Source organism: Wohlfahrtiimonas chitiniclastica DSM 18708, assembly GCF_000375345.1.
Lineage (GTDB): Bacteria > Pseudomonadota > Gammaproteobacteria > Cardiobacteriales > Wohlfahrtiimonadaceae > Wohlfahrtiimonas > Wohlfahrtiimonas chitiniclastica.
The window spans coordinates 14,671-40,175 of the sequence record NZ_AQXD01000004.1 but is presented as its reverse complement, the minus strand read 5'-3'; the positions used below and the strand labels follow the sequence as shown (position 1 = coordinate 40,175).

At 45.3% G+C, this 25,505-nt stretch carries 23 protein-coding genes; 18 read left to right on the top strand and 5 right to left on the bottom strand.

Annotation, left to right across the window (positions count from 1 at the left end; all coding sequences use genetic code 11):
- Positions 1 to 112: 112 nt before the first annotated feature.
- The 3 genes from B143_RS0108235 to B143_RS0108225 form a co-directional block, all read right to left on the bottom strand.
- Positions 113 to 1,816 (bottom strand): proline--tRNA ligase, encoded by a 1,704-nt coding sequence (locus B143_RS0108235; RefSeq protein WP_018122901.1) that lies wholly within the window; start codon positions 1,814 to 1,816, stop codon positions 113 to 115.
- A 92-nt stretch (positions 1,817 to 1,908) separates the two neighbouring features.
- A complete protein-coding gene (locus B143_RS0108230) occupies positions 1,909 to 2,400 on the bottom strand; it encodes a DUF4124 domain-containing protein (protein WP_246782113.1) in 492 nt (163 codons plus the stop codon).
- A gap of 58 nt (positions 2,401 to 2,458) precedes the next feature.
- Positions 2,459 to 3,658, bottom strand: a complete 1,200-nt coding sequence (locus B143_RS0108225) for an amidohydrolase (protein WP_018122900.1) — start codon at positions 3,656 to 3,658, stop codon at positions 2,459 to 2,461.
- Between the two features lie 180 nt (positions 3,659 to 3,838).
- Here B143_RS0108225 and ndhC point away from each other — a divergent pair, with 180 nt between their 5' ends.
- From ndhC to B143_RS0108135, 18 genes are all read left to right on the top strand, one after another.
- Positions 3,839 to 4,201, top strand: coding sequence for an NADH-quinone oxidoreductase subunit A (gene ndhC / locus B143_RS0108220; protein ID WP_026165777.1), 363 nt, complete (start codon positions 3,839 to 3,841; stop codon positions 4,199 to 4,201).
- A complete protein-coding gene (locus B143_RS0108215; protein ID WP_008316088.1) occupies positions 4,192 to 4,677 on the top strand; it encodes a NuoB/complex I 20 kDa subunit family protein in 486 nt (161 codons plus the stop codon). Before ndhC ends, B143_RS0108215 begins: the two co-directional genes overlap by 10 nt.
- Positions 4,678 to 4,686: 9 nt before the next feature.
- Complete coding sequence (locus B143_RS0108210) at positions 4,687 to 5,382, top strand: NADH-quinone oxidoreductase subunit C (RefSeq protein ID WP_018122899.1); 696 nt, start codon at positions 4,687 to 4,689, stop codon at positions 5,380 to 5,382.
- A complete protein-coding gene (locus B143_RS0108205; RefSeq protein WP_008316092.1) occupies positions 5,382 to 6,632 on the top strand; it encodes an NADH-quinone oxidoreductase subunit D in 1,251 nt (416 codons plus the stop codon). The genes B143_RS0108210 and B143_RS0108205 overlap by 1 nt, the downstream gene beginning before the upstream one ends.
- 29 nt (positions 6,633 to 6,661) lie before the next feature.
- On the top strand, positions 6,662 to 7,177 hold the full coding sequence (locus B143_RS0108200) for an NADH-quinone oxidoreductase subunit NuoE family protein (RefSeq protein ID WP_008316093.1): 516 nt from the start codon (positions 6,662 to 6,664) through the stop codon (positions 7,175 to 7,177).
- Entirely contained in the window at positions 7,177 to 8,460 is a 1,284-nt protein-coding gene (gene nuoF, locus B143_RS0108195) for an NADH-quinone oxidoreductase subunit NuoF (protein ID WP_018122898.1), read from the top strand. Before B143_RS0108200 ends, nuoF begins: the two co-directional genes overlap by 1 nt.
- Entirely contained in the window at positions 8,460 to 10,760 is a 2,301-nt protein-coding gene (nuoG, locus tag B143_RS0108190) for an NADH-quinone oxidoreductase subunit NuoG (protein ID WP_018122897.1), read from the top strand. The genes nuoF and nuoG overlap by 1 nt, the downstream gene beginning before the upstream one ends.
- 3 nt (positions 10,761 to 10,763) lie before the next feature.
- Complete coding sequence (gene nuoH / locus B143_RS0108185; protein WP_008316098.1) at positions 10,764 to 11,807, top strand: NADH-quinone oxidoreductase subunit NuoH; 1,044 nt, start codon at positions 10,764 to 10,766, stop codon at positions 11,805 to 11,807.
- 14 nt (positions 11,808 to 11,821) lie between these two features.
- The gene (gene nuoI / locus B143_RS0108180; protein WP_008316099.1) at positions 11,822 to 12,313 is read left to right on the top strand and encodes an NADH-quinone oxidoreductase subunit NuoI; all 492 of its coding nucleotides are present in this window, start codon (positions 11,822 to 11,824) and stop codon (positions 12,311 to 12,313) included.
- A gap of 12 nt (positions 12,314 to 12,325) precedes the next feature.
- A complete protein-coding gene (locus B143_RS0108175) occupies positions 12,326 to 12,991 on the top strand; it encodes an NADH-quinone oxidoreductase subunit J (RefSeq protein WP_008316100.1) in 666 nt (221 codons plus the stop codon).
- 2 nt (positions 12,992 to 12,993) lie between these two features.
- Entirely contained in the window at positions 12,994 to 13,326 is a 333-nt protein-coding gene (gene nuoK, locus B143_RS0108170) for an NADH-quinone oxidoreductase subunit NuoK (RefSeq protein ID WP_008316101.1), read from the top strand.
- A gap of 4 nt (positions 13,327 to 13,330) precedes the next feature.
- Positions 13,331 to 15,331 carry an NADH-quinone oxidoreductase subunit L gene (gene nuoL, locus B143_RS0108165; protein ID WP_018122896.1) on the top strand — a complete coding sequence of 667 codons (2,001 nt, stop codon included), beginning with the start codon at positions 13,331 to 13,333 and terminating at the stop codon, positions 15,329 to 15,331.
- 10 nt (positions 15,332 to 15,341) lie between these two features.
- Entirely contained in the window at positions 15,342 to 16,865 is a 1,524-nt protein-coding gene (locus B143_RS0108160; RefSeq protein ID WP_008316103.1) for an NADH-quinone oxidoreductase subunit M, read from the top strand.
- A 16-nt stretch (positions 16,866 to 16,881) separates the two neighbouring features.
- On the top strand, positions 16,882 to 18,327 hold the full coding sequence (locus B143_RS0108155) for an NADH-quinone oxidoreductase subunit N (protein WP_008316104.1): 1,446 nt from the start codon (positions 16,882 to 16,884) through the stop codon (positions 18,325 to 18,327).
- A gap of 9 nt (positions 18,328 to 18,336) precedes the next feature.
- Positions 18,337 to 18,900, top strand: a complete 564-nt coding sequence (mog, locus tag B143_RS0108150; protein ID WP_018122893.1) for a molybdopterin adenylyltransferase — start codon at positions 18,337 to 18,339, stop codon at positions 18,898 to 18,900.
- A gap of 139 nt (positions 18,901 to 19,039) precedes the next feature.
- On the top strand, positions 19,040 to 19,498 hold the full coding sequence (locus B143_RS0108145; RefSeq protein WP_018122892.1) for a hypothetical protein: 459 nt from the start codon (positions 19,040 to 19,042) through the stop codon (positions 19,496 to 19,498).
- A gap of 5 nt (positions 19,499 to 19,503) precedes the next feature.
- A complete protein-coding gene (pabB, locus tag B143_RS0108140) occupies positions 19,504 to 21,300 on the top strand; it encodes an aminodeoxychorismate synthase component I (RefSeq protein ID WP_018122891.1) in 1,797 nt (598 codons plus the stop codon).
- Positions 21,301 to 21,302: 2 nt separating this feature from the next.
- On the top strand, positions 21,303 to 21,893 hold the full coding sequence (locus B143_RS0108135; RefSeq protein ID WP_018122890.1) for an anthranilate synthase component II: 591 nt from the start codon (positions 21,303 to 21,305) through the stop codon (positions 21,891 to 21,893).
- A 10-nt stretch (positions 21,894 to 21,903) separates the two neighbouring features.
- Here the strand turns inward: B143_RS0108135 and uvrC are convergent, their stop codons facing one another.
- Both uvrC and B143_RS0108125 read right to left on the bottom strand, forming a co-directional pair.
- A complete protein-coding gene (gene uvrC / locus B143_RS0108130) occupies positions 21,904 to 23,709 on the bottom strand; it encodes an excinuclease ABC subunit UvrC (RefSeq protein WP_018122889.1) in 1,806 nt (601 codons plus the stop codon).
- A 3-nt stretch (positions 23,710 to 23,712) separates the two neighbouring features.
- Positions 23,713 to 25,494 carry an N-acetylglutaminylglutamine amidotransferase gene (locus B143_RS0108125; RefSeq protein WP_018122888.1) on the bottom strand — a complete coding sequence of 594 codons (1,782 nt, stop codon included), beginning with the start codon at positions 25,492 to 25,494 and terminating at the stop codon, positions 23,713 to 23,715.
- Positions 25,495 to 25,505 lie beyond the last annotated feature (11 nt).

Below are 25,505 nucleotides of genomic sequence, written 5' to 3'. Positions count from 1 at the left end.
TTTAAACATCCTTGATGCAAAAAAACGCCTGAATCATCAGGCGTTTTTTTATGGGTGCGATTTAAAAAAGCCGCACAATATCAATTGCACGGCTTTTGATGGATGGCATGAATTATTTCAATTGATCCATCACAAATTCAACCGCAGAATCGACAGAGATAAAGGTGCTTTCAGCATCTTTGCGGCCTTTGTATTCAAGCTCATTGTTTTTAAGACCACGTTCACCAATCACCAAACGATGTGGAATGCCCACGAGTTCATGATCATTAAAAGCATTGCCTGGGCGAATGTCGCGATCTTCCAATAACACTTCAACGCCGCGCGCCATAAACTCAGCATACAATTTGTCAGTGAGCTCTTTAACCATGTCAGATTTATGATAGTTCATTGGAATCAATGACAATTGGAACGGTGCCATGGCATCCGGCCAAATGATGCCTTTGTCATCATGTGATTGCTCAATCGCAGATGCCACAATGCGTGAAACGCCAATGCCATAACAACCCATTTCCATAAAGGTTTGCTCGCCATTTTCATTCACAACAGAAGCATTCATCGCTTTGCTGTATTTATTGCCCAACTGGAAAATGTGACCCACTTCAATTCCGCGGATGAAGCGGACAGTGCCTTGACCATCTGGCGATGCATCGCCTTCTTCAATGTTGCGTAAGTCAAAAGTTTCTGCCAAAGGTAGATCGCGTTCAAAGTTCACGCCCACATAATGGAAACCATTGTCATTTGCGCCACAAATGAAGTCGCTAGATGAATAAAGGGCATGATCAAACAATACAGGAATCGGTAAATTCACAGGGCCAATTGAACCTGGGGACACGCCTAATTTTTCAATAATTTCCGCATCGGTTGCAAAGCGAAGTGGGCTTGCGATGTCTTTAAAGTTTTCTGCTTTGACTTCATTCAAAGAATGGTCGCCGCGCAAACAAATTGCCAAAAGATTGCCATCCACACCATGTACAATCAATGTCTTAGTGATTTGACTTGTGGGGACATTTAACTGTTTTGCCACATCTTCCACGGAGCGTGCATTCGGCGTTGCCACTTTTTCAAGGGCTTGTGTGGGCGCTGCATATTTCTCACCGCGATGCGTTTCTGCGCGCTCAATGTTCGCCGCATAGGTTGAGCCGTTAGAAATCACAATCGCATCTTCACCGGAATCGGCCAAGACATGGAATTCTTGTGAGCGATCACCACCGATGGCGCCTGAGTCTGCCAATACCGCGCGGTACTCTAATTGCAAGCGATCAAAAATCGCACAGTAGGCGTTGTACATGTTTTGATACTCTTTTTCTAAAGAGGCGCTGTCAATGTGGAATGAGTACGCATCTTTCATTAAGAATTCACGGGAGCGCATCACGCCAAAACGCGGGCGGATTTCATCACGGAATTTCCATTGAATTTGATAGAAGTTCACTGGCAATTGACGATAGCTTTTGAGCTCTTGGCGCGCATAGTCTGTCACCACTTCTTCATGAGTTGGGCCTAAGCAATAATCTTTGTCATGGCGATCTTTGAAGGTCAACAATTGCTTACCAAATTTGTCCCAGCGGCCAGATTCTTGCCACAATTCAGCAGGTTGAACAAATGGCATCAGCAATTCAAGTGCGCCGGCTTTATTCATCTCTTCACGCACCACGTTTTCCACTTTAGACAATACGCGTAAACCAAGCGGTGCCCAAGTGTATAAACCTGAAGTCAAACGGCGGATCATGCCGGATTTGATCATCAATTGATGGGAGACAATTTCCGCATCTTTCGGAAACTCTTTAGTGGTGCTCAATGGAAAATGTGAGGTTTTCATAAGTTGCTTTCTCAACAGAAAATATTAACGAAAAAATGGAGCCGCAAAGCTCCATTTGTAAAATGCTGAATCACTATAGAACTCGATGGCGTCTATTGTAAACAATATTGCTCTAAATTATCTATGTTTGCTTTGTAGTGCGCATCGATTTGCGTGTCATTCATGGGGATGGTTTCACCTTGGCGCGACACCCACATTAGGGATGCCACCTCACCTTTTTTCAATGCTTCAAAAGTGGCAATGTTCGCTTGTACCGTTTGGCAGAAGGTCATTTCACTCATTTTTTGAGCGGCGCTTAAGTTGGTGGCAACCGGCGCATCATTGTCATTGCTGACGGCTTTGCGGCCATTTGGCATTTCTACTAAGACGGCAGCACTGGTGCGCATGATGTCCACTTTTTTCACAGAAGCAGGGGCAGATTTTTCTTCATTATCTTTGAAGTTGAGAATCTGTTCACGGGTCTCTTCAGGGGCATATTCTGTGTAATGCACCACGCCTTCACTGTCTGTCCAACGATACATTTGCTGTGCGTGTGCACTCATGGAGCAGAGGATGAATAGACAAATATAAAACGATTTTTTCATAGTTGTTCGCTGTCTTTTAGTGTATTGATTCAATAGTGATCATATTAGCATATAATTCTTACTGTGCGTTATCCAAAAAGTATTGGGCAAGGGTCACCCAATAAACCCCACCATACAATAAGTTATCATCATGAAAATCAAATCCTGCGTTGTGCAGTTTATTCGTACAAGAATCATGACCATTGCCAATATACACATACGCACCTTTTTGATCCGCGAGCATAAAACCAAAATCTTCGGCACCCATTGAGGGCACTTTATCGGTCACGATGTCTTTTGCATCAAACAGCGTTTGTGCTGCTTTTAGGGCAATGTCCGTCTCTTTTGTATGGTTGATGGTGGCAATGTAACCCTCAGTTAAACGCACATCCGCGCGTCCGCCAAAGGTTTGGCAGATGCCATCGGTGACTTCCTGAATGCGGCGCTTGACCGTATCACGCACCACAGGATCAAAGTAACGCAATGTACCGGTGAGTTTAACAGTTTCAGGAATCACATTGTGCGCCGTGCCGCCATGAATGGTGCCAATGGTGATGATCGCGCTGTCAATCGCCGATAAGTTACGGGCAGGAATGGTTTGCAGAGCCACAATCAGGTGCGCTGCCATCACAATGGTATCGACGCCTTTATAAGGATGCGCCGCATGACAACCGACGCCATGAAGGTCAATGTCAATGGCAACTGTGCCTGCCATTTGTGGGCCATCTTTGATGAGCAATTGCCCAACAGGTGCGCCCGGAAAATTATGCATTGCATAAACCGCATCAACAGGGTATTTTTTAAAGAGCCCTGCATTGATCATATCGCGGGCGCCGGCGCTGTCTTCTTCATTCGGTTGAAAAATGAGCAAAATTTCCCCGTCAAAATTAGCTTCTTCTTGTAAGTACTTTGCGGCGAACAATAACATGGTCAAATGCCCATCGTGACCGCACGCGTGCATGATTCCATCACTTTTTGACTTATAATTAAGATTGGTGCTTTCGTCAATTGGAAGTGCATCTATATCCGCGCGCAGTGCAACCCTTTTGGTGCTTGTGCCTTTTTTCAAAAGGGCAACAACGCCAGTCTCTAAAAATGAACGATCCGTTGAGATCCCCCAAGATTCAAGTAACTCGTTGATTTTTTCGGTAGTTGAGAACTCTTTTTTTGATAATTCAGGGTGTGCATGAAAATGGCGGCGCAGTTCAACAAATTCGTTTGTATGATTTTTGAACCATTGGATTGTTTCTTGATTTTCGTCTAGAAAGTTTAAGGTCATATCTGGTGATCTCCCAAAAGAGTTATTTTCTGTTACTATATGGTACCGTCAAAACCGGAAATCGTTGAAGGGTTTTTCGGTGAGAATAAAATAAGCAATACGCCATTACTAGCATATTTGCAGCAGGGCGCTAGTCAAGGTAACGCTTGCCACCAACAAATTGTAATTGATCAGAAGAGGATAATCGCTATGATGGATTATTTGCCGATACTCGTTTTTATTGGGTTTAGCCTCATCTTTGGAATAATCTTAGTTGCTTTGGGTTACTTCTTATCGCCCAAGAAAGACACTGTTGAAAAATTATCTCCCTATGAATGTGGCTTTGAAGCATTTGAAGATGCACGCATGAAATTCGACATTAGATTTTATCTAGTGGCGATTTTATTTATTGTTTTCGATTTAGAGTTAGCATTTTTAATCCCATGGGCAGTGGTATGGCGAGAAGTTGGAATGGTGGGCATCAGCGCCGTTTCAGTTTTCCTATTTTTGCTCGTTGTGGGATTTGCATATGAGTGGAAGAGAGGGGCATTAGAATGGGAATAGAAGGTGCTTTAGATAAAGGATTCATGACCACGACGCTAGACAGCGCGATGAACTGGGCAAGAACAGGATCCTTATGGCCAATGACGTTTGGGCTGGCATGTTGTGCCGTTGAGATGATGCATACAGCAGCCGCGCGTTATGACTTAGATCGATTTGGTAACTCCGTATTTAGACCCTCACCGCGTCAATCAGACTTAATGATTGTGGCCGGAACCCTCACCAATAAAATGGCCGTGGCACTTCGTAAGGTTTACGATCAAATGCCTGAGCCAAAATGGGTATTATCCATGGGATCGTGTGCCAATGGCGGCGGTTACTATCACTATTCTTATGCAGTTGTGCGCGGCGTTGATCGCGTGGTGCCCGTTGATGTGTATGTGCCAGGTTGTCCACCAACACCTGAAGCACTCATCTACGGCATTTTACAATTGCACAAAAAAATTAAACGCACCAGCACCATTGCGCGTTTGAGCTAGGGGGAAACGATGTCGGTTATTTTAAGACCAGAAACTATTTTAACGACATTATCGTCAGTATTAGGCGATCGCATTGTCTCGAGCAAAATTGCCAGGGATGAACTGACCATCGTGGTGGACAGTGACCAATTGCACGAAACATTGTCGCTACTCAAAGAGAATGACCAAATGCCATTTTGGCAGTTGATGGATGTTTGTGGTGTCGATTACGCCGCTTACGGCATCGCTGAATGGGATGTGGAGGCCAGCAATCACGGCTTTAGCCGCGCAGTTGAAGAAGGCGCTGTGGGCAGAAATGAAGCGGCATTAGAGCAAGTGCGTGCTAACCGCGAGATGCCCAACCGTTTTGCCGTGGTTTATCACCTATTATCCATGCACAGTAATGCGCGCGTGCGTGTGAAAACGTATGCAAAAGATGACAACTTCCCATTGGTGGATTCTGTTGTGGACATCTTTAAAAGTGCCAACTGGTTTGAGCGTGAAGCGTTTGACTTGTTTGGCATTATTTTTAACGGCCATCCTGATTTGCGCCGTATCTTGACAGACTATGGTTTCATCGGTCACCCACTTCGTAAAGACTTCCCATTAACAGGGCGCGTTGAGATTTGGTATGACCCAGAGTTAGAGCGTGTGGTGTATCAACCGGTGACCATTGAGTCGCGCGTTGTCATTCCGCGTGTGATTCGCAAAGAGGAGCTGAACTAATGGCAAACATTGAAAACTATACTTTAAACTTTGGTCCTCAGCATCCGGCGGCGCATGGTGTATTGCGCCTGATTCTAGAACTCAATGGTGAAACCATTATGCGCGCCGATCCTCACATCGGCTTGTTGCATCGTGGGACAGAAAAATTGGCAGAAGCCAAACCTTATAATCAATCGATTGGTTATATGGATCGCATGGACTATTCATCGTGCATGTGTAATGAACACACGTATGTATTGGCGATTGAAAAGGCGCTCGGCATTGAGCCACCGATTCGCGCAAAATACATTCGTTCGCTCTTTGATGAGATTTACCGTTTGCAAAACCATTTGATGTGGTTAGGTGCGCACGGGATTGACTTAGGCGCGATGGGTATGTTGTTGTACTGCTTCCGTGATCGTGAAGACTTGATGGATATGTGTGAAGCCACAACTGGCGCGCGTTTGCATCAGTTCTTCTATCGTCCGGGCGGTGTGGCAAAAGACATTCCGGATGTGATGCCAAAATATGAAGTCAATAAATTTAGAAATCAGAAAAAAGTGGATCGCTTAAATAAGCCACGTGAATCGTTTACAGACTTTGTGATCGATTTTACCCACCGCTTTGAAAAACACATCGAAGAGTATAAAACCCTCCTATTTGAAAACCGCATTTGGAAACAACGTGTGGTGGGCATTGGCACAGTGACGGCTGAAGAGGCGATGAACTTAGGTTTAACTGGCCCAATGCTCCGTGGTTCTGGCGTAGCTTGGGACTTACGTAAAACTCAGCCTTATGCTGCGTATGAATATTTAGATTTTGACATTCCTGTGGGTAAAAACGGCGACTGTTATGACCGCTTCTTAGTGCGTGTAGAAGAGATGTATCAATCAAACCGCATCATCAGACAGTGTGCACAGTGGCTTGCAGAAAACCCAGGGCCGGTCATGCTCGAAGAGAGTGTGGTCTCGCCACCAAAACGCGCTGAGATGAAAGAGTCCATGGAAGACTTGATCCAGCAGTTTAAATTGTATTCAGAAGGTTATTGTGTGCCAGAAGGTGAAGTGTACGCCGCCATTGAACATCCGAAAGGTGAAATGGGCGTTTATTTGATTTCAGATGGCGCGAATAAACCGTATCGAATGAAGGTGCGACCTGCGGGCTTCCCACATTTAGCAGCGTTAGAGACTTTGACGAAAGGTCATATGCTTGGGGATTTGATCGCCGTCATCGGGACATTAGACTTAGTGTTCGGCGACATCGATCGTTAAATATTGATAACTGAATTAAGGCATAGATTATGAGTGCAAAAGAAATTTTAACGGAGCGTTCACGACAAGAGATCGACAAATGGTTGAAGCATTTCCCAGAAGATCGTAAACAGTCTGCGCTGTTAGCTGCTTTAAGAGAAGTTCAGCATGATAACAATGGTTATTTAACCACTGAATTGATGGATGCCGTGGCCGATTATTTAGGTTTGCCACCGATCGCTGTGTATGAAGTGGCAACTTTTTACTCCATGTATGAAACAAAACCATGTGGTAAAAACTCCATTTCAGTGTGCACAAACATCTCTTGTATGTTGCGCGGCGGTGAGAAAATCTTAGCCCACGTTGAAAACAAGCTTGGCATTAAGGCCGGCGAATCAACGGCTGATGGCGTTTTCTACTTGAAGAAAGAAGAAGAGTGCTTAGCCGCTTGTAGCTACGCACCGGCGATGCAGATCAATCATGTTTATTATGAAAACATCACGATTGATAAGATCGATGAAATATTAGATGCAATTGCAGCAAGTGCAGAAAAGGGTGAACACTGATGATGAATCAAGTTTGTTATTTTACACTTGGTCACGAGAACCCATGGTCCATCAAAACCTATGAAAGCTTAGGGGGTTATGATGCCTGGCGCCGTATTTTAAACGGTGAATTGACGCGTGAAGAAGTGATTGAGATGGTCAAAGCCTCCGGGCTGCGTGGTCGTGGGGGTGCAGGCTTCCCAACAGGTGTGAAGTGGAGCTTCATGCCAAAAGGTGAAGGCATCACGCGTTATGTGGTGTGTAACTCGGATGAGTCAGAGCCCGGTACTTGTAAGGATCGCGATATTTTGCGCTTCAATCCACATGCATTGGTGGAAGGCATGGCGATCGCAAGTTACGCCATGGGCGCACGCCACGCATATAACTACATGCGTGGTGAGTTTTTAGATGAGCCAGCGATTCGTTTCCAAGGTGCATTAGATGAAGCGTATGCGGCAGGTTTACTTGGTGAAAACATCAAAGGCACAGGCATCTCTGTGGACATTCACCCAGCAATAGGCGCAGGTGCTTATATCTGTGGTGAAGAGACTGCGCTTTTAGAATCTTTAGAAGGGAAAAAAGGTCAGCCACGCTTTAAGCCGCCATTTCCTGCGGCTGTGGGCTTATACGGTAAACCCACCACCATTAATAATACTGAATCATTATCATCGGTGGGGCGCATTATTCGTAACGGTCCTGAATGGTTTGCCAACCTTGGGATTCCGGGCGCAGGCGGACAAAAATTATTTGCCGTCTCTGGTCACATTGAAAAACCTGGCAACTATGAAATTGCATTGGGCACGCCATTTTCTGAATTATTGGATTTATGTGGCGGCGTTTGGAAAGGTCGTCAATTAAAAGCGGTGATTCCGGGTGGATCTTCTGTGCCAGTTGTGCCGGGTGATTTAATGATGCAAGCGAACATGGATTATGATTCGATTGCAAAAGTTACGGGTTCAATGCTCGGTTCAGGCGCTGTGATCGTGATGGATGAAACCACAGATATGGTTAAAGCGCTTCGCTGTTTGTCACGCTTTTACTTTAGTGAATCTTGCGGACAATGTACGCCGTGCCGTGAAGGCACCGGTTGGTTGTATCGCGTTGTTGATCGCATTTTGCAAGGCAAAGGTGTGCCGGAAGATTTAGAGCGCTTAGAGCACATTGCCAACAACATTGGCGGACGCACCATTTGTGCATTAGGGGATGCAGCAGCAATGCCTGTATTGAGTTTCATCAAACATTTTGGCCATGAATTTGCATATTACATTGAGCATGGCCGATCTATGGTTGAAGGAGCGGAATAATGACTGAGAAAAAAATGCTCTCCATCGAAATAGATGGCAAAAAGTTTGAAGCAGAGGCGGGGCGTTCTGTCATTGATGTGGCAGATGAAGTTGGTATTCCGATTCCGCGCTTTTGTTATCATGATAAATTATCCATCGCCGCAAGCTGCCGCATGTGTTTAGTGGACATCGAAAGAATGCCAAAACCCATGCCAGCGTGTGCCACACAAATTGCCGATGGCATGATCATTCGTACACGTAATGAAAAAGCGCGCGCGGCACAAAAATCTGTGATGGAGTTTTTGCTCATCAATCACCCGTTAGATTGCCCGGTGTGTGATCAAGGTGGTGAGTGTGAGTTACAAGACAATTCTGTGGAATTTGGTCAAAAGCACTCCACATACATCGAAGAGAAGCGCCATTACGAGAAAATTAACATCGGTCCACTCGTTGAAACCTACATGAACCGCTGCATTCAATGTACGCGTTGTGTGCGTTTTGGGGAAGAGATCGCAGGACTTCGTGAATTAGGCGGTGTCGATCGTGGGGATCGCTTAGAGATCACCACTTATGTGAAGCATTCGATGACTTCAGAAGTCTCTGGCAATATCATTGATTTGTGTCCGGTGGGCGCATTGACGGCGAAGCCTTCTAAATTCCAAGGCAGACCTTGGGAATATAAAGACCATCATTCCGTCAGCATTCACGATGGCTTAGGCACAAACACTGCCATTCATACATTGCGCGGCAAAATTGCGCGTGTGGTGTCACGTGAAAATGAAGCCATTAACCAAGTGTGGATTGCCGACCGTGATCGCTTTAGCTATGAAGCAAACTTCAGTGTTGATCGCACACAAGCACCAATGATTCAAAATGAAAAACAACAATTGGTCAAAACCGATTGGCTCAGTGGTTTAAAAGCCACGCGTATGGCCATTGAAGGTGCGGTGAAAAACTTTGGCGCTGATCAAGTGGGCATTTTTGTCTCCCCAAGTGCAACAGTGGAAGAGCAGTTATTGACTGCAAAATTGGCCAAAGGGTTGGGCATCAACAAAATCGATTCGCGTTTACGTCAAATGGATTTCACGAGTGATGCGGTTGAACCTGCCTTTAGAAGTTTAGGTTTACCGATCGCAGAGGTTAAAGCGTTAGATGCCATCTTCTTAGTGGGTGCAGATCCACGTTTAGAGATGCCAGTTTTAGCGATTGACATTCGTACAGCTGTGAAAAATGGCGCAAAAGTTGCCATGCTCAATGCATATGATACGGATCAATTGCACCCCACTGAAGCACTCATCACTGCACCGAAAGATTGGGTGAATGTGTTGTCTGTGATTTTAAAAACAGTTGCCGGTCATACGGGCACTGCGATTGCACCAGAATTGAGTGCAATTGTGAACAACGCCACCACAGATGTGGATGTTGCACATGCCGCTCAGCTCTTTATGCAAGAAGGTAAACACTGGATTGTGCTCGGTAAAGATGCCGTTTCACATCCTGATTTCTCTGTGATCAGAGCGTTGGCACAAAACATTGCCACAGCATCACACGGTGCATTCGGTTATTTATCAGAAGGCGCAAACTTAACCGGCGCTTATTTAGCAGGCGTTGCAAAAGGCAATACGCATCAAATGCTCACAGATGGCTTAAAAGCTTATATTTTAGTGGGCGCGATTGATCCTGAACATGATTTCATTGAGCGCAAAGCAGCACTCACTGCCCTTAAGCAAGCGGAGCTTGTGGTGGCATTGACGCCGTTTGCCTCTGAAGCATTGTTAGATCTGGCCACCATCATTTTACCTGCAGCTGCATGGGGTGAAACCGATGGCAGTTTAATGAACGTTCAAGGCACATTGCAAACGGTCAAAGCGGCTGCTGAGCCGTTGTTTGATGCAAAACCGCTTTGGAAAATTTTACGCGTGCTTGGCAATGAGTTTGAATTATCAGGCTTTGATTATGTGACGTGTGCTGATGTATTGGCCGATCATCAAGCGGCATTGTCCACAGCAGGGCAGGGCAATCAAATGCCTTATGCCAATAATTTACGTGTGAAAGATTGGCGTAATGATGCGTTAGTGGCTGTGCCAATGGAATCCATCTATTCAATGGATGCTTATGCACGACGCAGTGAAGCCTTACAAGCCACGCCACTTGCCCCACGTAAACGTGTGACGGGTGATTTGTTCATCACGCAAACACAATGGGTGATTGAAGGGCAAGAGTTTGGCGTGCGCTCGACGGCAAAAATGGCCGCCAATTGCCTACGCATCCCAAGGGAGTATGGTTTGATGATTGATTATTACGAAGCGATCGAGGGGTAAGCCATGGATATGATTAAAGCGATTATTGATTACCCGCTCGTTTGGGCCTTTTTGAAAACCTTGGCAGTGATTTTGCCAGTGGTGATCGCGGTGGCATATATGACATATGCAGAGCGCCGCGTGCTTGGTTTCATGCATGTGCGTTTAGGGCCAAACCGTGTGGGACCTTTTGGTTTACTTCAGCCGTTTGCAGACTTGATTAAAATGGTCTTTAAAGAGTGGATCATTCCCTCATCTGCCAATAAAGTCTTTTTCGTGCTCTCGCCCATCATCATTGTGACCACGGCATTTGCTGCGTGGGCAGTGATTCCATTTTCAGATGGATTGGTGGCATCAAACATTGATGCGGGCGTACTTTATGTCTTGGCAATGACCTCTTTAGGTGTGTATGCCATCATTTTAGCCGGTTGGGCATCGAACTCTAAATACGCCATGATCAGTGCCATCCGAAGTGGTGCACAGGTGATCTCTTATGAATTGGCGATGGGCTTTGCCTTAATCAGCGTGATCATGTTGGCAGGCTCAATGAACTTTACGAAGATCGTTGAAGGCCAAGCAGGCATGAGCATTTTAAGATGGTATTTCATTCCATTATTGCCCATGGCAGTTTTATACTTCATCGCAGGCGTTGCCGAAACAAACCGTGCACCGTTTGACTTAGTGGAAGGTGAATCTGAAATCGTGGCCGGTTTCCACGTGGAATATTCAGGCACAGGCTTTGCCTGCTTCTTCTTAGCAGAATACGCGAACATGATTTTAGTGGCAGCATTGGCCTCACTCTTATTCTTTGGCGGTTGGTTGTCGCCATTTGCAGGCATTCCTGGCATCGAAAGCATTCCGGTGATCGGTGAAAATGGTCTGTTCTGGATGGTGATTAAAATGTCGTTTTTCCTCTTCACTTACATCTGGTTAAGAGCGACATTCCCAAGATACCGTTATGACCAAATCATGCGTCTAGGTTGGAAGGTGTTCATCCCATTGACCATTGGTTGGATTTTCTTCGTGATCGTGTTGTATGCGCTCGGTATTCACTATTGGTTTCAATAGAGTAGGAATTAGCAATGTTTAAGAAATTAAAATCAATCTATGCAACCTTCTCTTTATTAGAGTTGAGAAAAGGGTTGGCGATTACATTTCGTTATATGTTTCGCCCGAAAATCACCATCAGTTATCCCGAAGAGAAGACACCACAATCACCACGTTTTAGAGGATTGCATGCATTGCGCCGTTACCCGAACGGGGAAGAGCGCTGCATCGCCTGTAAATTGTGTGAATCTGCGTGCCCAGCACAAGCGATCAACATTGAGTCTACTGAGCGTGAAGATGGCACTCGCCGCACCACGCGTTATGACATTGATCTCTTTAAATGCATCTTCTGTGGTTTGTGTGAAGAAGCGTGTCCAGTCGATTCCATCGTATTGACACGCACCTTTGACTATCACATGGAAGAGAAGGGCGACAACATTATGTGTAAAGAAAAACTCTTAGCATTAGGGGATCGTTTAGAACCTCAAATCGCTAAGGATCGCGCAGCAGACGCGAAATTTCGCTAAGGGAGGCTGCAGATGTTATTAAAGATTCTATTTTATGTTTTTGCACTCATCTTGATCTATTCAGCGGTGAGAGTGATCACAGCACGCAATCCCGTCACTGCGGTGATGCATTTGATTTTGTGCTTTGTGACCACAAGTGCCACATGGATGCTCATTCAAGCTGAGTTTTTAGGGCTCGCCTTAATTGTGATTTATGTGGGCGCTGTGATGGTGCTCTTCCTCTTTGTGGTGATGATGATTGATATTTCCACAGAGCTTGTCAAACAAGGTTTTGTGAAGTATTTACCCCTTGGCATTGTGCTGACGCTCATTATGATCGTTGAAATGGCGATGGTATTGGTGGGTAAACAATCTTTGTTCCAAGAAACGCATCCATATGCTGCACAAGTGATTGATGGCGCGATGGCTGCAAGCTACAGCAATACAAAGCAATTGGGCTTATTCTTATACACCCATTATATTTATGCCTTTGAAATCGTTGCCCTCATTTTATTGGTGGGTATGATTGCTGCCATTAGCTTAACGCTTCGTCCACGTCGTGCGTACACAAGATTTACGCCAGTGAGTGAGCAACTCAAAGCGCATCCAGAAGATCGATTACAAGTGGTGAAAATGGAACCTTCCAAGTGGGAAGCACTTCCTGTAGAAGCACCCGCGACTGAAAAAGGGGAGGGCTAAACATGCAATTGTTGGTAACCGATTATATTATGCTTGCCAGTACAGTGTTCTGTCTTGGGATGGCAGGTATATTCATCAATCGTAAAAATATCGTTGTGTTATTGATGTCCATTGAGTTGATGTTATTGGCCTCGAATATTTTATTCGTCGCGTTTTCTAAATTCTCTGGCAACTTTATGATGCCAACGACGGAAGATCCTGCAGGTCAGGTGTTCGTTCTATTCACCCTTGCGGTGGCCGCGGCAGAAATTGCCATTGGTTTAGCCATCCTTGTTTTGGTGTATAGAAAACGTCAAACCATCAATGTCGATGAAATGGATGAGTTAAAAGGATAATGCAATGAAAACGATCTATCTATTAATCGCATTTTTACCGCTCATTGGCGCGGCGTTCGCAGGGCTTTTATGCCGTGTGATCTCAAACAGAATGGCGCACACTGTGACCATCGCTTTAGTGGCGGTCTCTGCGGCATTGTCTGGTTATGTATTGTATTTGCATGGCACGGGCGAAGTGCCAACCTTTAATGGCAACGTTTACGAATGGATGAGCGTGGGTAATTTAGCCGTCGCGGTGGGTTTCCTTGTGGATAACTTAACGGCGATGATGCTCGTTGTGGTGACGTTTGTCTCATTAATGGTGCACATCTATTCCATCGGCTACATGAAAGGTGATCCGGGTTATAACCGTTTCTTCAGTTATATTTCGCTCTTTACCTTCTCAATGTTGATGCTTGTGATGTCAAACAACCTCATGCAACTCTTCTTTGGTTGGGAAGCAGTGGGTTTAGTGTCTTACTTATTGATTGGTTTCTGGTTCAAGCGCCCAACGGCAACCTATGCAAATATGAAAGCCTTCATCGTCAACCGTGTCGGTGACTTTGGCTTCATCGTCGGGATTGCTTGTATGGTTTATTTAACCGGTCACTTGCATTATGCAGACATCTTTGAGAGCGTGAAAGAAGGCAGTTTCCTCACACAAAAATTTGCGTTCTTAGGCACAGAATGGAGCGTGATCACCTTTGCAGCGATCTTCTTATTCATCGGTGCAATGGGTAAATCCGCACAGGTGCCATTACATGTTTGGTTGCCTGATTCAATGGAAGGCCCGACGCCAATTTCAGCATTGATCCATGCGGCAACGATGGTTACAGCGGGTATCTTCATGGTGTCTCGTTTATCTCCAATCTTTGAATTGTCCGACGCAGCTTTATCCTTCATCATGATCATCGGTGCGATCACTGCATTGTTCATGGGTATTTTGGGCATCTTCCAAAATGACATCAAACGCGTGGTGGCTTATTCAACGTTATCGCAATTAGGCTATATGACCGTTGCTTTAGGTGCATCCGCTTACTCAGCGGCGGTGTTCCATTTAATGACACATGCATTCTTTAAAGCATTGCTCTTCTTAGCGGCAGGTTCTGTCATCATTGGCATGCACCATCAACAAGACATGCGCTTTATGGGCGGCCTTCGTAAGAAGATGCCAATCACATGGTTCACTTGCTTGATCGGGACATTGGCATTGATCGGTACACCATTCTTCTCTGGTTACTTCTCAAAAGATGCCATCATCCTTGCGGTTGAAAACAGCACGATCTTTGGCAGCGGCTTTGCTTACTTCTCCGTGGTGGCGAGTGTGTTCATCACAGCGGTGTATTCATTGCGTTTATACTTCTTAGTGTTCCACGGTAAACCTCGTTATCAAGTCGACCCAACGATGGGTGAGCATGATCATAAAGAAGGTTTTGTGGCACATGAACCGCATGAGTCACCAGCCGTTGTGACGGTCCCATTGATTCTATTGGCCATTCCATCATTGTTGGTGGGTGTCTTTGTGGCCAAAGACTTCATCATGGGCACATTCTTACAAGATGCGATCACAGTCAGCAGTGCACATCCTGCAATGGCAAAAGTGGCTGAAGAGTTTGGCAGCGTTTGGCACATGGGTTTACATGGCTTTGTTTCTGTCCCTGTATGGTTAGCCATCATCGGCGGTTTCTTTGCTTGGTATGCTTACTTGAAAAAACCAACGGTGGAAACAGCATACTTATCAGCGTTAGATCGCACTGGCATCCTCAAAGTGTTCACCAATAAATACTACTTTGATGATTTCAACCAGAAATACATTGCCGATGGGGCAGTGGGCTTAGGCCGCTTCTTCTGGAAGAATGTGGACGATCGCTTGATCGATCAAACAGCTGTATATGGTTCTGCTACGTTAATGTCTAAATTAGGTGGCGTATTTAGAAAACTTCAAACCGGTTATCTCTTCCATTCCGCCTACTTAATGGCATTTGGTTTGGTGGTATTGATGACTTGGGTAATCATTTTTAAATAAGGACATAATGATGAGTATCGAAAATATGCCTTGGTTAAGTTTAGTGATTTGGGTGCCCATTATCACGGGCATCGTGACACTATTAATCGGTGATAAAAATGCGTGTCGAGTGCGAATGTTCGCACTCCTCGCGAGTCTTGTCACATTAGTGCTTTCATTGCCGCTTTACGGTCTCTTTAATTCAGAGACCGCAGCCATGCAGTTTGTAGAATTAAAACAATGGATTCCAACATTGGGGATCAATTACCATTTAGGGGTGGATGGTTTATCCATGCCATTTATCCTGTTAACGAGCTTCATGACCGTTGTGGTTGTGATTGCCGGTTGGGATGTGATCACCTATAAGCGTCACCAATATTTAGGTGCCTTCCTCATCATGGCAGGCTTAATGAATGGTGTGTTCGCGGCGATGGATTCCATCTTGTTCTATGTCTTCTTTGAAGCGATGTTGATTCCGATGTTCTTAATCATCGGGATTTGGGGCGGACCTAATCGTGTTCAAGCGGCATTGAAATTCTTCTTATACACCTTCTTAGGTTCGATCTTCTTGTTAGTGGGCATCATCTACTTATACATGCAGTCGAATAATACGACCTTTTCCATTGCCAACTTTGCAGATTTAGATCTCTCGTTGAGCCAACAAAAATGGTTGTTATTGGCATTCTTAGCGGGCTTTGCAGTTAAAGTACCCATGTGGCCTGTGCACACATGGTTGCCCTCTGCGCACGTTGAAGCGCCTACCGGTGGTTCTGTGATCTTAGCAGCCATTACACTTAAAATCGGTGGTTATGGTTTCTTACGTTTCATGTTGCCAATCGTGCCTGAAGGGATTGCCTTCTTTGCACCGATGATCATTGCCATGAGCATCATCGCGATCATTTACATCTCATTTGTGGCACTTGCCCAAAAAGACATGAAAAAATTGATCGCTTATTCATCGATTGCGCACATGGGCTTTGTGACTTTAGGATTTGTATTGCCGGTTGCTTTCTTAGATGCGCCAATGGCGGCCAATCAAATGGCGATCCAAGGCGGTATGATGCAGATGATCTCTCACGGTTTTGTATCCGCGGCGATGTTCTTATCCATCGGCGTGTTGTATGACCGCGTTCATTCACGTGAAATTGCTGATTACGGCGGCGTGATCAACTCTATGCCAATCTTTGGTGCATTCTTCATCTTCTTTGCCATGGCCAACTCAGGTTTACCAGGTACATCGGGCTTCATTGGTGAGTTCTGGGTGTTATTGGCAAGCTTCCATTATGGCATTTACATCACGATTGCTGTGGCAACCTCATTGATCTTAAGTGCGGGCTATAACTTATGGCTCACTAAACGTGTGATTTTAGGGGAAGCGGTGCATCAACATGTTAAAGAGTTGAAGGATCTCAATGGTCGTGAATACTTCTTACTCGCGATGTTGGCAATCTTCATTATTGTCTTAGGTGTGTGGCCAGCGCCACTTGCAAATGTGATGCAGGCATCCATCGATCACCTGTTAACCAGTCTTCCAATGATCAATGGACAGCCATAGAAAGGATTAAATCATTATGAGCGTATTAACTTCAATGGACTTTATTGCAATCTTGCCAGAGATCATTCTGACAGTTGCAGTGGTGGGCATTCTCTTACTTGAGTGCATCAGCAAGCAAAGTCGCATCATGACGATCCATCTTGTGAGTATGGTTGCGATTTTAGCGGCATTCGTTGTGTTGTTGACAGTGGTGCCAGCGGGTACAGAGCCTTTGTATTTTTGGAACAGTGAAATTGTCCTCACAGGCATCAATGGTCAGCTCAAAAGCGCGATGTTGCTTGTGGTGTTGCTTGGCTTAATTTACAGCTTCCCTAAATTGTCTGAAACCAATTTAGATCATGCTGAATATTATGTCTTGATTCTTTTATCCACCATTGGCATGTTGGTGTTGGTGTCTGCCAATACTTTATTGATGGTGTATTTAGGATTAGAGTTGATGTCTTTACCAATGTACGCATTGGTGGCATTTAACCGTAAAGATGGTAAAGCGACTGAAGCTGCGATGAAATACTTTGTGATGGGTGCGATGGCTTCTGCCATTTTACTCTTTGGTATGGCATTGTTGTATGGCGTCGGTCAATCCTTGAATCTTCAAGTGATTGGTCAAGCGATCTCTTCCATTGCGAGCCAAAACTTTGATCAAAGCATCATGTTATTGACTTTCTCGTTGGTCTTCATCGTTGTGGGCATTGCCTTTAAACTTGGTGTGGCACCATTTCATGCATGGGTGCCCGATGTGTACGAAGGTGCACCTGCGCCTGTTGCAATGTTCATCGGTGCTGCGCCTAAAATTGCTGCGATGGCAATGGGTTACTCCATGTTAATGGTGGCAGGTTATCAAGTGACGGAACAATGGCAACAGATGCTTGCGATTGTGATCATCCTATCCTTTGTGATCGGTAACTTTGTGGCACTTCGTCAAACGAACCTTCGCCGCATGTTGGGTTATTCAGCCGTATCACACGCAGGCTTTATGTTGTTAGGCTTGTATGCGGGCAATGATTTGAACATTCCTGCGACAGGTTATTTCTACGCGATCACTTATGCATTCACCACGATTGCAGCGTTTGGTTTCATTTTGTTGGTCAATAAAAATGGTCAATCCATCTCTGAAATCTCTGATTTAAAAGGCTTTGGTCGTCAGCATGGTTACTTAGGCGTACTCATGGCATTGATCATGTTGTCAATGGGTGGCATTCCGCCATTTGTGGGCTTTGTGGCGAAATTCTTTGTGTTAGAAAATGCCTATCAATCCGGTTATGGTTTCTTAGTGATCATTGGTTTATTGGCATCTGTAGTGGGCTTGTTCTACTACTTACGCGTCATTAAAGTGATGTTCTTTGATCAAGCTGATGACAATGCAAACATCACCATTACGCCATGTTATGGCTCACAAGTGATTTTCTCTGCCAACGTTTTCTTGTTAGTATTGTTAGGATTTGTTCCAACATTATTGATTTAAGGAAAAAGTATGATGAAAATTGGTTTAGTTTCTATCAGTGATCGCGCAAGTGCCGGCATCTATCAAGATGAAGGATTGCCAGCCTTAAAAGCGTGGTTAGAGCAAGCTGTGACGACGCCAATGACGTTTGTGGAGGCATTGATCGCCGATACACAAGCAGAGATCGAAGCCACATTAAAGCGTTTAGTGGATGATGAAGGGTGCTCGCTTGTGTTGACCACAGGCGGCACCGGTCCTGCCATTCGTGATGTGACGCCAGAGGCAACTTTAGCGGTTGCCGATAAAGAGATGCCAGGCTTTGGCGAACAGATGCGTCAAATCAGTCTTTATTATGTGCCAACGGCGATTTTATCGCGCCAAGTGGCAGTGATTCGTGGACAAAGCTTGATTGTGAATCTGCCTGGTCGCCCTAAAGCGATTGCTGAAACATTAGGCGGCGTGCGTGGTGAAAACAATGAAGTGATCGTTCATGGGATTTTCTCAGCGATTCCTTACTGTTTAGATTTGATTGGCGCGCCTTTCATGGAGACGGATCCTGCGCATTGTCAGGCATTTCGACCAAAGAAAAAATAGGCGATTCATCGCACCAATGAATGCTTCCTTCGGGAAGCATTTTTTATGGGCGAAATAAATTCGCGTTTCCTCTGAGCAATTCATGGCAGGTTGTACTACAATATCGCCCTTGCTTCATTTTCTGTGGATAGGATTGTATATGGACATCGCCATCGTTTTCGCGCCGAAGTTTTCGGAGTTAGCCAACCATTTCTCTGCGGTGGAGCAGCAGCATGATCTATACGATACTGTGTTGCAAAATCAAGCGGTGAGCGTCAGCCATGGTGAGTGGACGTTTGTCTGTATGCCGGTCGATCATTGCTTTGAAGAGAATTTTGCCCGCACATTAAAAAAATTATCCACAGGGCACAATCTTTACTTTTTTGCGGTGAATGATGACGCCGAAGGCTTGTGGTTTGAGCATTATGACAATGGTGAACTCACGCGCCAATGGATCGAGGCGGAGCAACAAGTCGCTGGCAATATGGGCAATTATTTACCTGAAGAGCAGCGTCTAGGTTTTCCATTTGTGGATGAATCGTATGAAGATGTGGGCGAAGAGATGCTCTACGAACTCATTTATGAAATCACGGATTTTGATATTACCGAAACATTTTAGCTGCCATGAATTTGCTTGATCACGATTGCTTTATTTTATTAGAAAACACCAAAACTGCCGATGAAGCGGCTTGGTTGTTCCATTCACCGGTGGCAGAAGTCATTTGCCGTGATGGACGAGAACTGTCTGAGGCATTCAAAACCCTCGATAACCTTCGCAAAAGTGGTCATTATGTGGCGGGCTATGTGAGTTATGAAGCAGGTTATTACACGGTGGATCGTCAATGGTTTGATCATAGCACGCGCACGCAAGATGACATTTTGCTGCACATGTATGCTTTTAAAACGGCAGAGCGCATCCCACAAGATCAAGTACAGCGCTATTTTGACGCGCTAGACTGTGATCGAGCACGCATTGAAGGGCTCACCTTTGCATTGAGTGAAGATGAATATGCCAAAAAATTTGATGTGATTCAGCAAAACATCACTGATGGCAATACCTATCAAATCAATTTCACAACGCATTATGATTTTACGGTCAAAGGGCATCCTTTTGCCTTGTATAAACAATTGCGTCAGCGCCAAAAGGTTGAGTATGGCGCACTGCTGAAGTTGCCTGAAGCCACAATTTTATCGATTTCTCCTGAGCTTTTTTTCCGTAAAAAAGGGCAATGGATTGAGTCTAAACCCATGAAAGGTACTTTTGCCCGTGGGAAAAGTGCAGCGGAAGATCAAGCCATTTTGCAGCACATGCGAGCGGATGAAAAAACCTTGTCAGAAAATGTGATGATTGTGGATTTGATTCGCAATGACATGAGCCGCATTACAGTGCCGGGCACCGTTTCAGTCAATCGTTTGTTTGAGATTCAAAGTTATGAAACCGTGCATCAAATGATTTCCACCGTAACAGGGCAAGTGGCTACGGATATTAGCATCACAGACATTTTCACCAATTTATTTCCCTGTGGCTCCATTACAGGCGCCCCTAAAATCCGCACGATGGAAATCATCGAACAGATCGAAGATGCACCGCGCGGCATATACACGGGTGCAATTGGCTACATCACGCCAGACAATGACATGTGTTTTAATGTGCCGATTCGCACGTGCGTGATTGATGAAGCTGGGCAAGCCCGCTTAGGTGTCGGCGGTGGTATCATTGCTGATTCAGTGTGCAGGGAAGAGTATCAAGAGTGTTTATTAAAGGCGCGCTTTTTAACGGGCATGACGCCTAATGTTCAGCTCATTGAGTCCATGCGCTTGATGCATCAAACTGCGAGCATTGCCCGTTTAGAGATGCATTTAACGCGTTTAGCAAATTCTATGGCAGATTTAGGCTTTACGGCGCAGCTTTCTGAGATTCAAGCAGCATTGGTAGATGTGATGGCGCAGCCATTGACAGAAGATCAGAAAATTCGTTTAGTGGTGGATCAAAAAGGTAAGTTTGAGCTGACACATTCACCGATCATTGAACATCAAGCGCCGCTAGAAATCATCATCAGTGATGTCACAGTGGATTCAAAACACCCACTTTTCCCACATAAAACCACAGAACGTACTTTATATTGCAAAGCATATGAAGCCGCGAAGCAGCATGATTGCTATGATGCGCTGTTGATCAATGAGCGCGGGGAAATCACCGAAGGCTCGTTTCATAATGTCTTCATTGAAAAAAATGGACATTGGTATACGCCGCCTCTGACAAGTGGCATCGTCAATGGCGTGATGCGTCAAGCCTGGCTTCAGGCATTGGGCAATGCATGTACGGAAAAACCGCTGTATCCCCAAGACATTCAAACGGCAGATCGCATTGTGCTGACAAACTCTGTGCGCGGCTGTGTGGATGCGAGATTAAAGGTGTGAGCATGATCTGTTTAATCGATAATTATGATTCTTTCACTTACAACATTGTGGCGTATTTGCATCAATTGGGGCATCCGCCCGTTGTTTATAAGAATGATCAGATCACCATCGAGGCATTAGAGCAATTGCCGATTGATGCGTTTATTTTATCGCCAGGACCCGGCACGCCGCAGGATTCAGGCATTACGCTTGAATTGATTCGCCAGTTTGCTGGGCGCATTCCGATTTTGGGCATTTGTCTTGGGCATGAGTGCATTGCAGAGGTGTATGGCGCAAACATTGTGCATGCTGAGCGCGTGATGCATGGTAAAACATCATTGATTGATCATGATGGGATGGGTGTTTTCAGTGGCGTACCAAACCCCATTAAAGTGGCGCGTTATCATTCGTTGATTGTGGATGATGCCACATTGCCCGATTGTTTAGAGGTGAGTGCATCTTACACAATGGCACAAGGCAAACGTGAAATCATGGGCATTCGCCACAAACGTTATGATGTTGAGGGCGTGCAATTTCACCCTGAATCGATTTTGACGGATTATGGTCACTTGATGTTGGCGAACTTTTTGCGCCGGCGTTTATGTGCTAGATGATAAGCGTGAATCACTCCTCATGCAATGCCTTATGAATCACTTTCGCTAAGCTGTCACTGATGCCTGGCACTTTGGCAATGTCCTCAATGGTGGCATTTTTTAGGGCAGAGAGCCCGCCAAAATGGCTGAGTAATGTGGCTCTTCGCTGTGGGCCAATGCCTTTAATGTCTTCTAATACTGATCGACGGCGCAATTTATCACGCTGCGATCTATGCCCTTCAATGGCAAAACGGTGCGCTTCATCACGAATTTGAGTAATAAGATGAAAGGCAGCACTGGTGCTTTCAATGTCAATGGGCGTGTCATCACCAGCTTTCCACAGTGTTTCTAAGCCAACCTTTCTGCCTTCGCCTTTGGCAACGCCAATTAAGACAACCGAATCAATGCCAAGCTCACGCATCACATCAATGCCCACTTGCAGTTGGTTTTTACCGCCATCGATGAGTAAAATGTCTGGCAATGGATTGTCCTCAGTGTGACTAAAGCGGCGTGTGATGGCTTGGCGCATCGCAGCGTAATCATCGCCCCCTGTGATGCCTTCAATGTTAAAGCGTCGATAGAATTTTTTCGTCAATCCCTCTTTGGTGTACACCACATCGGAAGCCACCGTTTTTTCACCAAAACTGTGGGAAATGTCAAAGCACTCAATGCGCTCGATCTCAGGTAAATGGAGTAAATCCGCCAATTCTTGTAAACGATGCTGGATGTTACTTGCACCTGCTAATTTAATCTCGATGGCTTGCTCAGCATTTTTGTGCGCCAAATCTAGCCAACGAGCGCGTTGCCCTTTGACATGATGGGCGATCGAAATTTTTCGGTGGCTCAATTCACTTAAATGGCTTTCAAGCCACGCGCCGTTTTCAATACTCAATGCATGATTGAGAATGATGTGGCTGGGCGGCAAGCGTGCTGCATCATAATATTGTTCAATAAAGCTTTGTAGAATCTCTGGTGCATCTGTATTGCTTGGTACTTTGGGGAAATAAGCCCGTGCGCCCAACACGCGCCCATCACGAATGGTGAGCACTTCCACCGCATGAAGCCCGCCTTTTTCTGCATGGGCAATCAAATCGAGGGATGCGCTGCCTTGCTCAATGTCATTGGTGGATTGCACCGCTTGCAGTGCTTTGATTTGATCACGAATGACGGCAGCGGCTTCAAACTTTAAATCCGCCACGCATTGCTGCATGCGGCTGACCAATTCGCTGATTAATGTTTGGGAGTTGCCCTCTAAAAAAAGCACGGCATTGTGCACATCTTTTTGATATTGCTCGGGTGTGATTTTATTGACGCATGGCGCGCTGCATCGTTTGATTTGATATTGCAGGCACGGGCGCGTTCTGTGTTTAAAGACAGAATCTTCACATTGGCGAATTAAAAAGAGTTTTTTCATTAAATCTAATGTGTCGCGCACCACAGAAGAGGAAGGATAAGGACCAAAATAGCGCCCTTTATGTTTTTTGCTGCCACGGTAATAGGCTAAGCGCGGATATTGCCCAAGGGAGAGATAAATATAAGGGTAACTTTTATCATCAATGAGGCTCACGTTATACCGTGGGCGATGCTTTTTGATGAAGTTACTTTCTAAACGCAGTGCATCATTTTCACTGTTGGTGATGGTGACTTCAATGCTGGCAATGTGACTGACGAGCGCCATAGTTTTTGTGGACAATCCAGACGCTCGAAAGTAACTCGATAAGCGGTTTTTTAAGTTTTTGGCCTTGCCCACATAGATGATCACATCGCTGGCATCTCGCATGATGTAGATGCCAGGTTTTGTGGGAACAGTTTTTAAAAACGCCGCCGAATCAAACATGATTTACGGTAAAACTTTTTGTAACCAAATTTCAAGCAAAGCACAATGCCACAATTTAGAGCCTTGAATGCGCGTAAAGTTCTCTTTTGCTTCTGGATGATCTAACAAGCGTGTAACATATTCAGGATTGAAAATGCCACGCTCAATCGCCGCTGAACTGGTCAATGCATCGCGCATCATGTCATAAAATTCGCCGCGTACATATTTAAGGGCAGGCATCGGGAAATAGGCTTTCGGGCGATCAATGATGCTGTCTGGCACTTTACCGCGGGCAATCTCTTTTAAAATGCCTTTGCCGCCTTGCATCAATTTATAGTGATCTGGCATGCTTGCCGCCAATTCCACCAACTCATGATCTAAAAATGGCACGCGCGCTTCTAAACCATGCGCCATTGTCATGTTATCCACACGTTTGACAGGATCATCCACAATGAGCGTGGTGGTGTCAAAGCGAAACACTTGATCTAAATAACTTGAGGCAAAAGGCTTGGTTAATTGATCACGCACATATTCGCCAACGATGTCATCCATTTGGAATTTCGGGGCAAAAGTGTTGCAAAGCTCAGGATAATCGCGGTCAAAATAGAATTGGCTAAAACGCAATAATGGATCACGCTCTTCGCTGTGTGCCATTTGTGGATACCAGAAATAACCGCCAAAGACTTCATCCGCGCCTTGACCACTTTGCACCACGCGCACATGTTGCGAGACTTTTTCAGACAACAAATAAAAGCCGATGGCATCTTGCCCAAAGAGTGGTTCGGACATCTGTGCCACAGCTTCCGGTAAGCGTGTTAAGGCTTGACCATTTTCGATCAAATATTTGTAGTGATCTGTTTGATAGCGTTCCACCACTTGATCAGAGAATTCAAATTCAGAACCTTTCTCTTCTGGCTGATCCTCAAAACCGATGGAGAAGGTGGGTAAATTTTTTACGCCTTCTTCATGGGCAAGGGCTACGATTAACGAGGAATCTAAACCGCCTGACAATAAAACGCCCACATCCACATCCGCGGCCAATAAACGGCGGCGCACGGCGGTGCGAAGTTTTTCTTCAATGGCATCTTTCCAATCACGATCATCCCAATCTTTGTGCTGATTTTCTGCATTGAGTGACCAATATTGAAACTCTTCAATTTTGCCCGTTAAATCCACCCATAAATAGTGGGCAGGTTTTAATTTATGAATGCCTTTGAAAATGGTGTAAGGCGCTGGCACCACTGCATGCAATGTGTACATGTATTGCAAAGCAATCGGGTTGATGTTTGTATCCACTAATTGAGAGGCCAATAAGCTCTGAGTATTGGATGCAAAGAGGAAATTTTGTTGATCATGGGAAAAGTACAAAGGCTTAATGCCGATGCGATCGCGTGCCACAAAGAGTTTTTGAATGCGTGGATCCCACACCGCAAAGGCAAACATGCCGATTAAATGAGTCAAACATTTGTCGCCCCATTCAATGTAGGCTTTTAATAAAACTTCGGTGTCGCTTTCTGTTGTGAATGTGTGGCCTTTGTCTTTTAAAACACTGCGCAATTCACGATAGTTATAAATGGTGCCGTTAAAGACGATGATGCAGCCGGTTGCTGCATCTTTTAAAGGTTGATCCGCGCGAGCTTTCACATCGATGATGCCAAGGCGACGATGGGCAAAGCCTAATGGACCTTCACATACAATGTGTCCGCCATCGGGGCCACGGCGGCGCAACGGCTCGCTCATTTTTTCAAGAAGCGCCGCTTCAGGTCGCTGATGGGTGAAGCTTAAAATGCCTGCAATTCCGCACATAGAGTATTCTC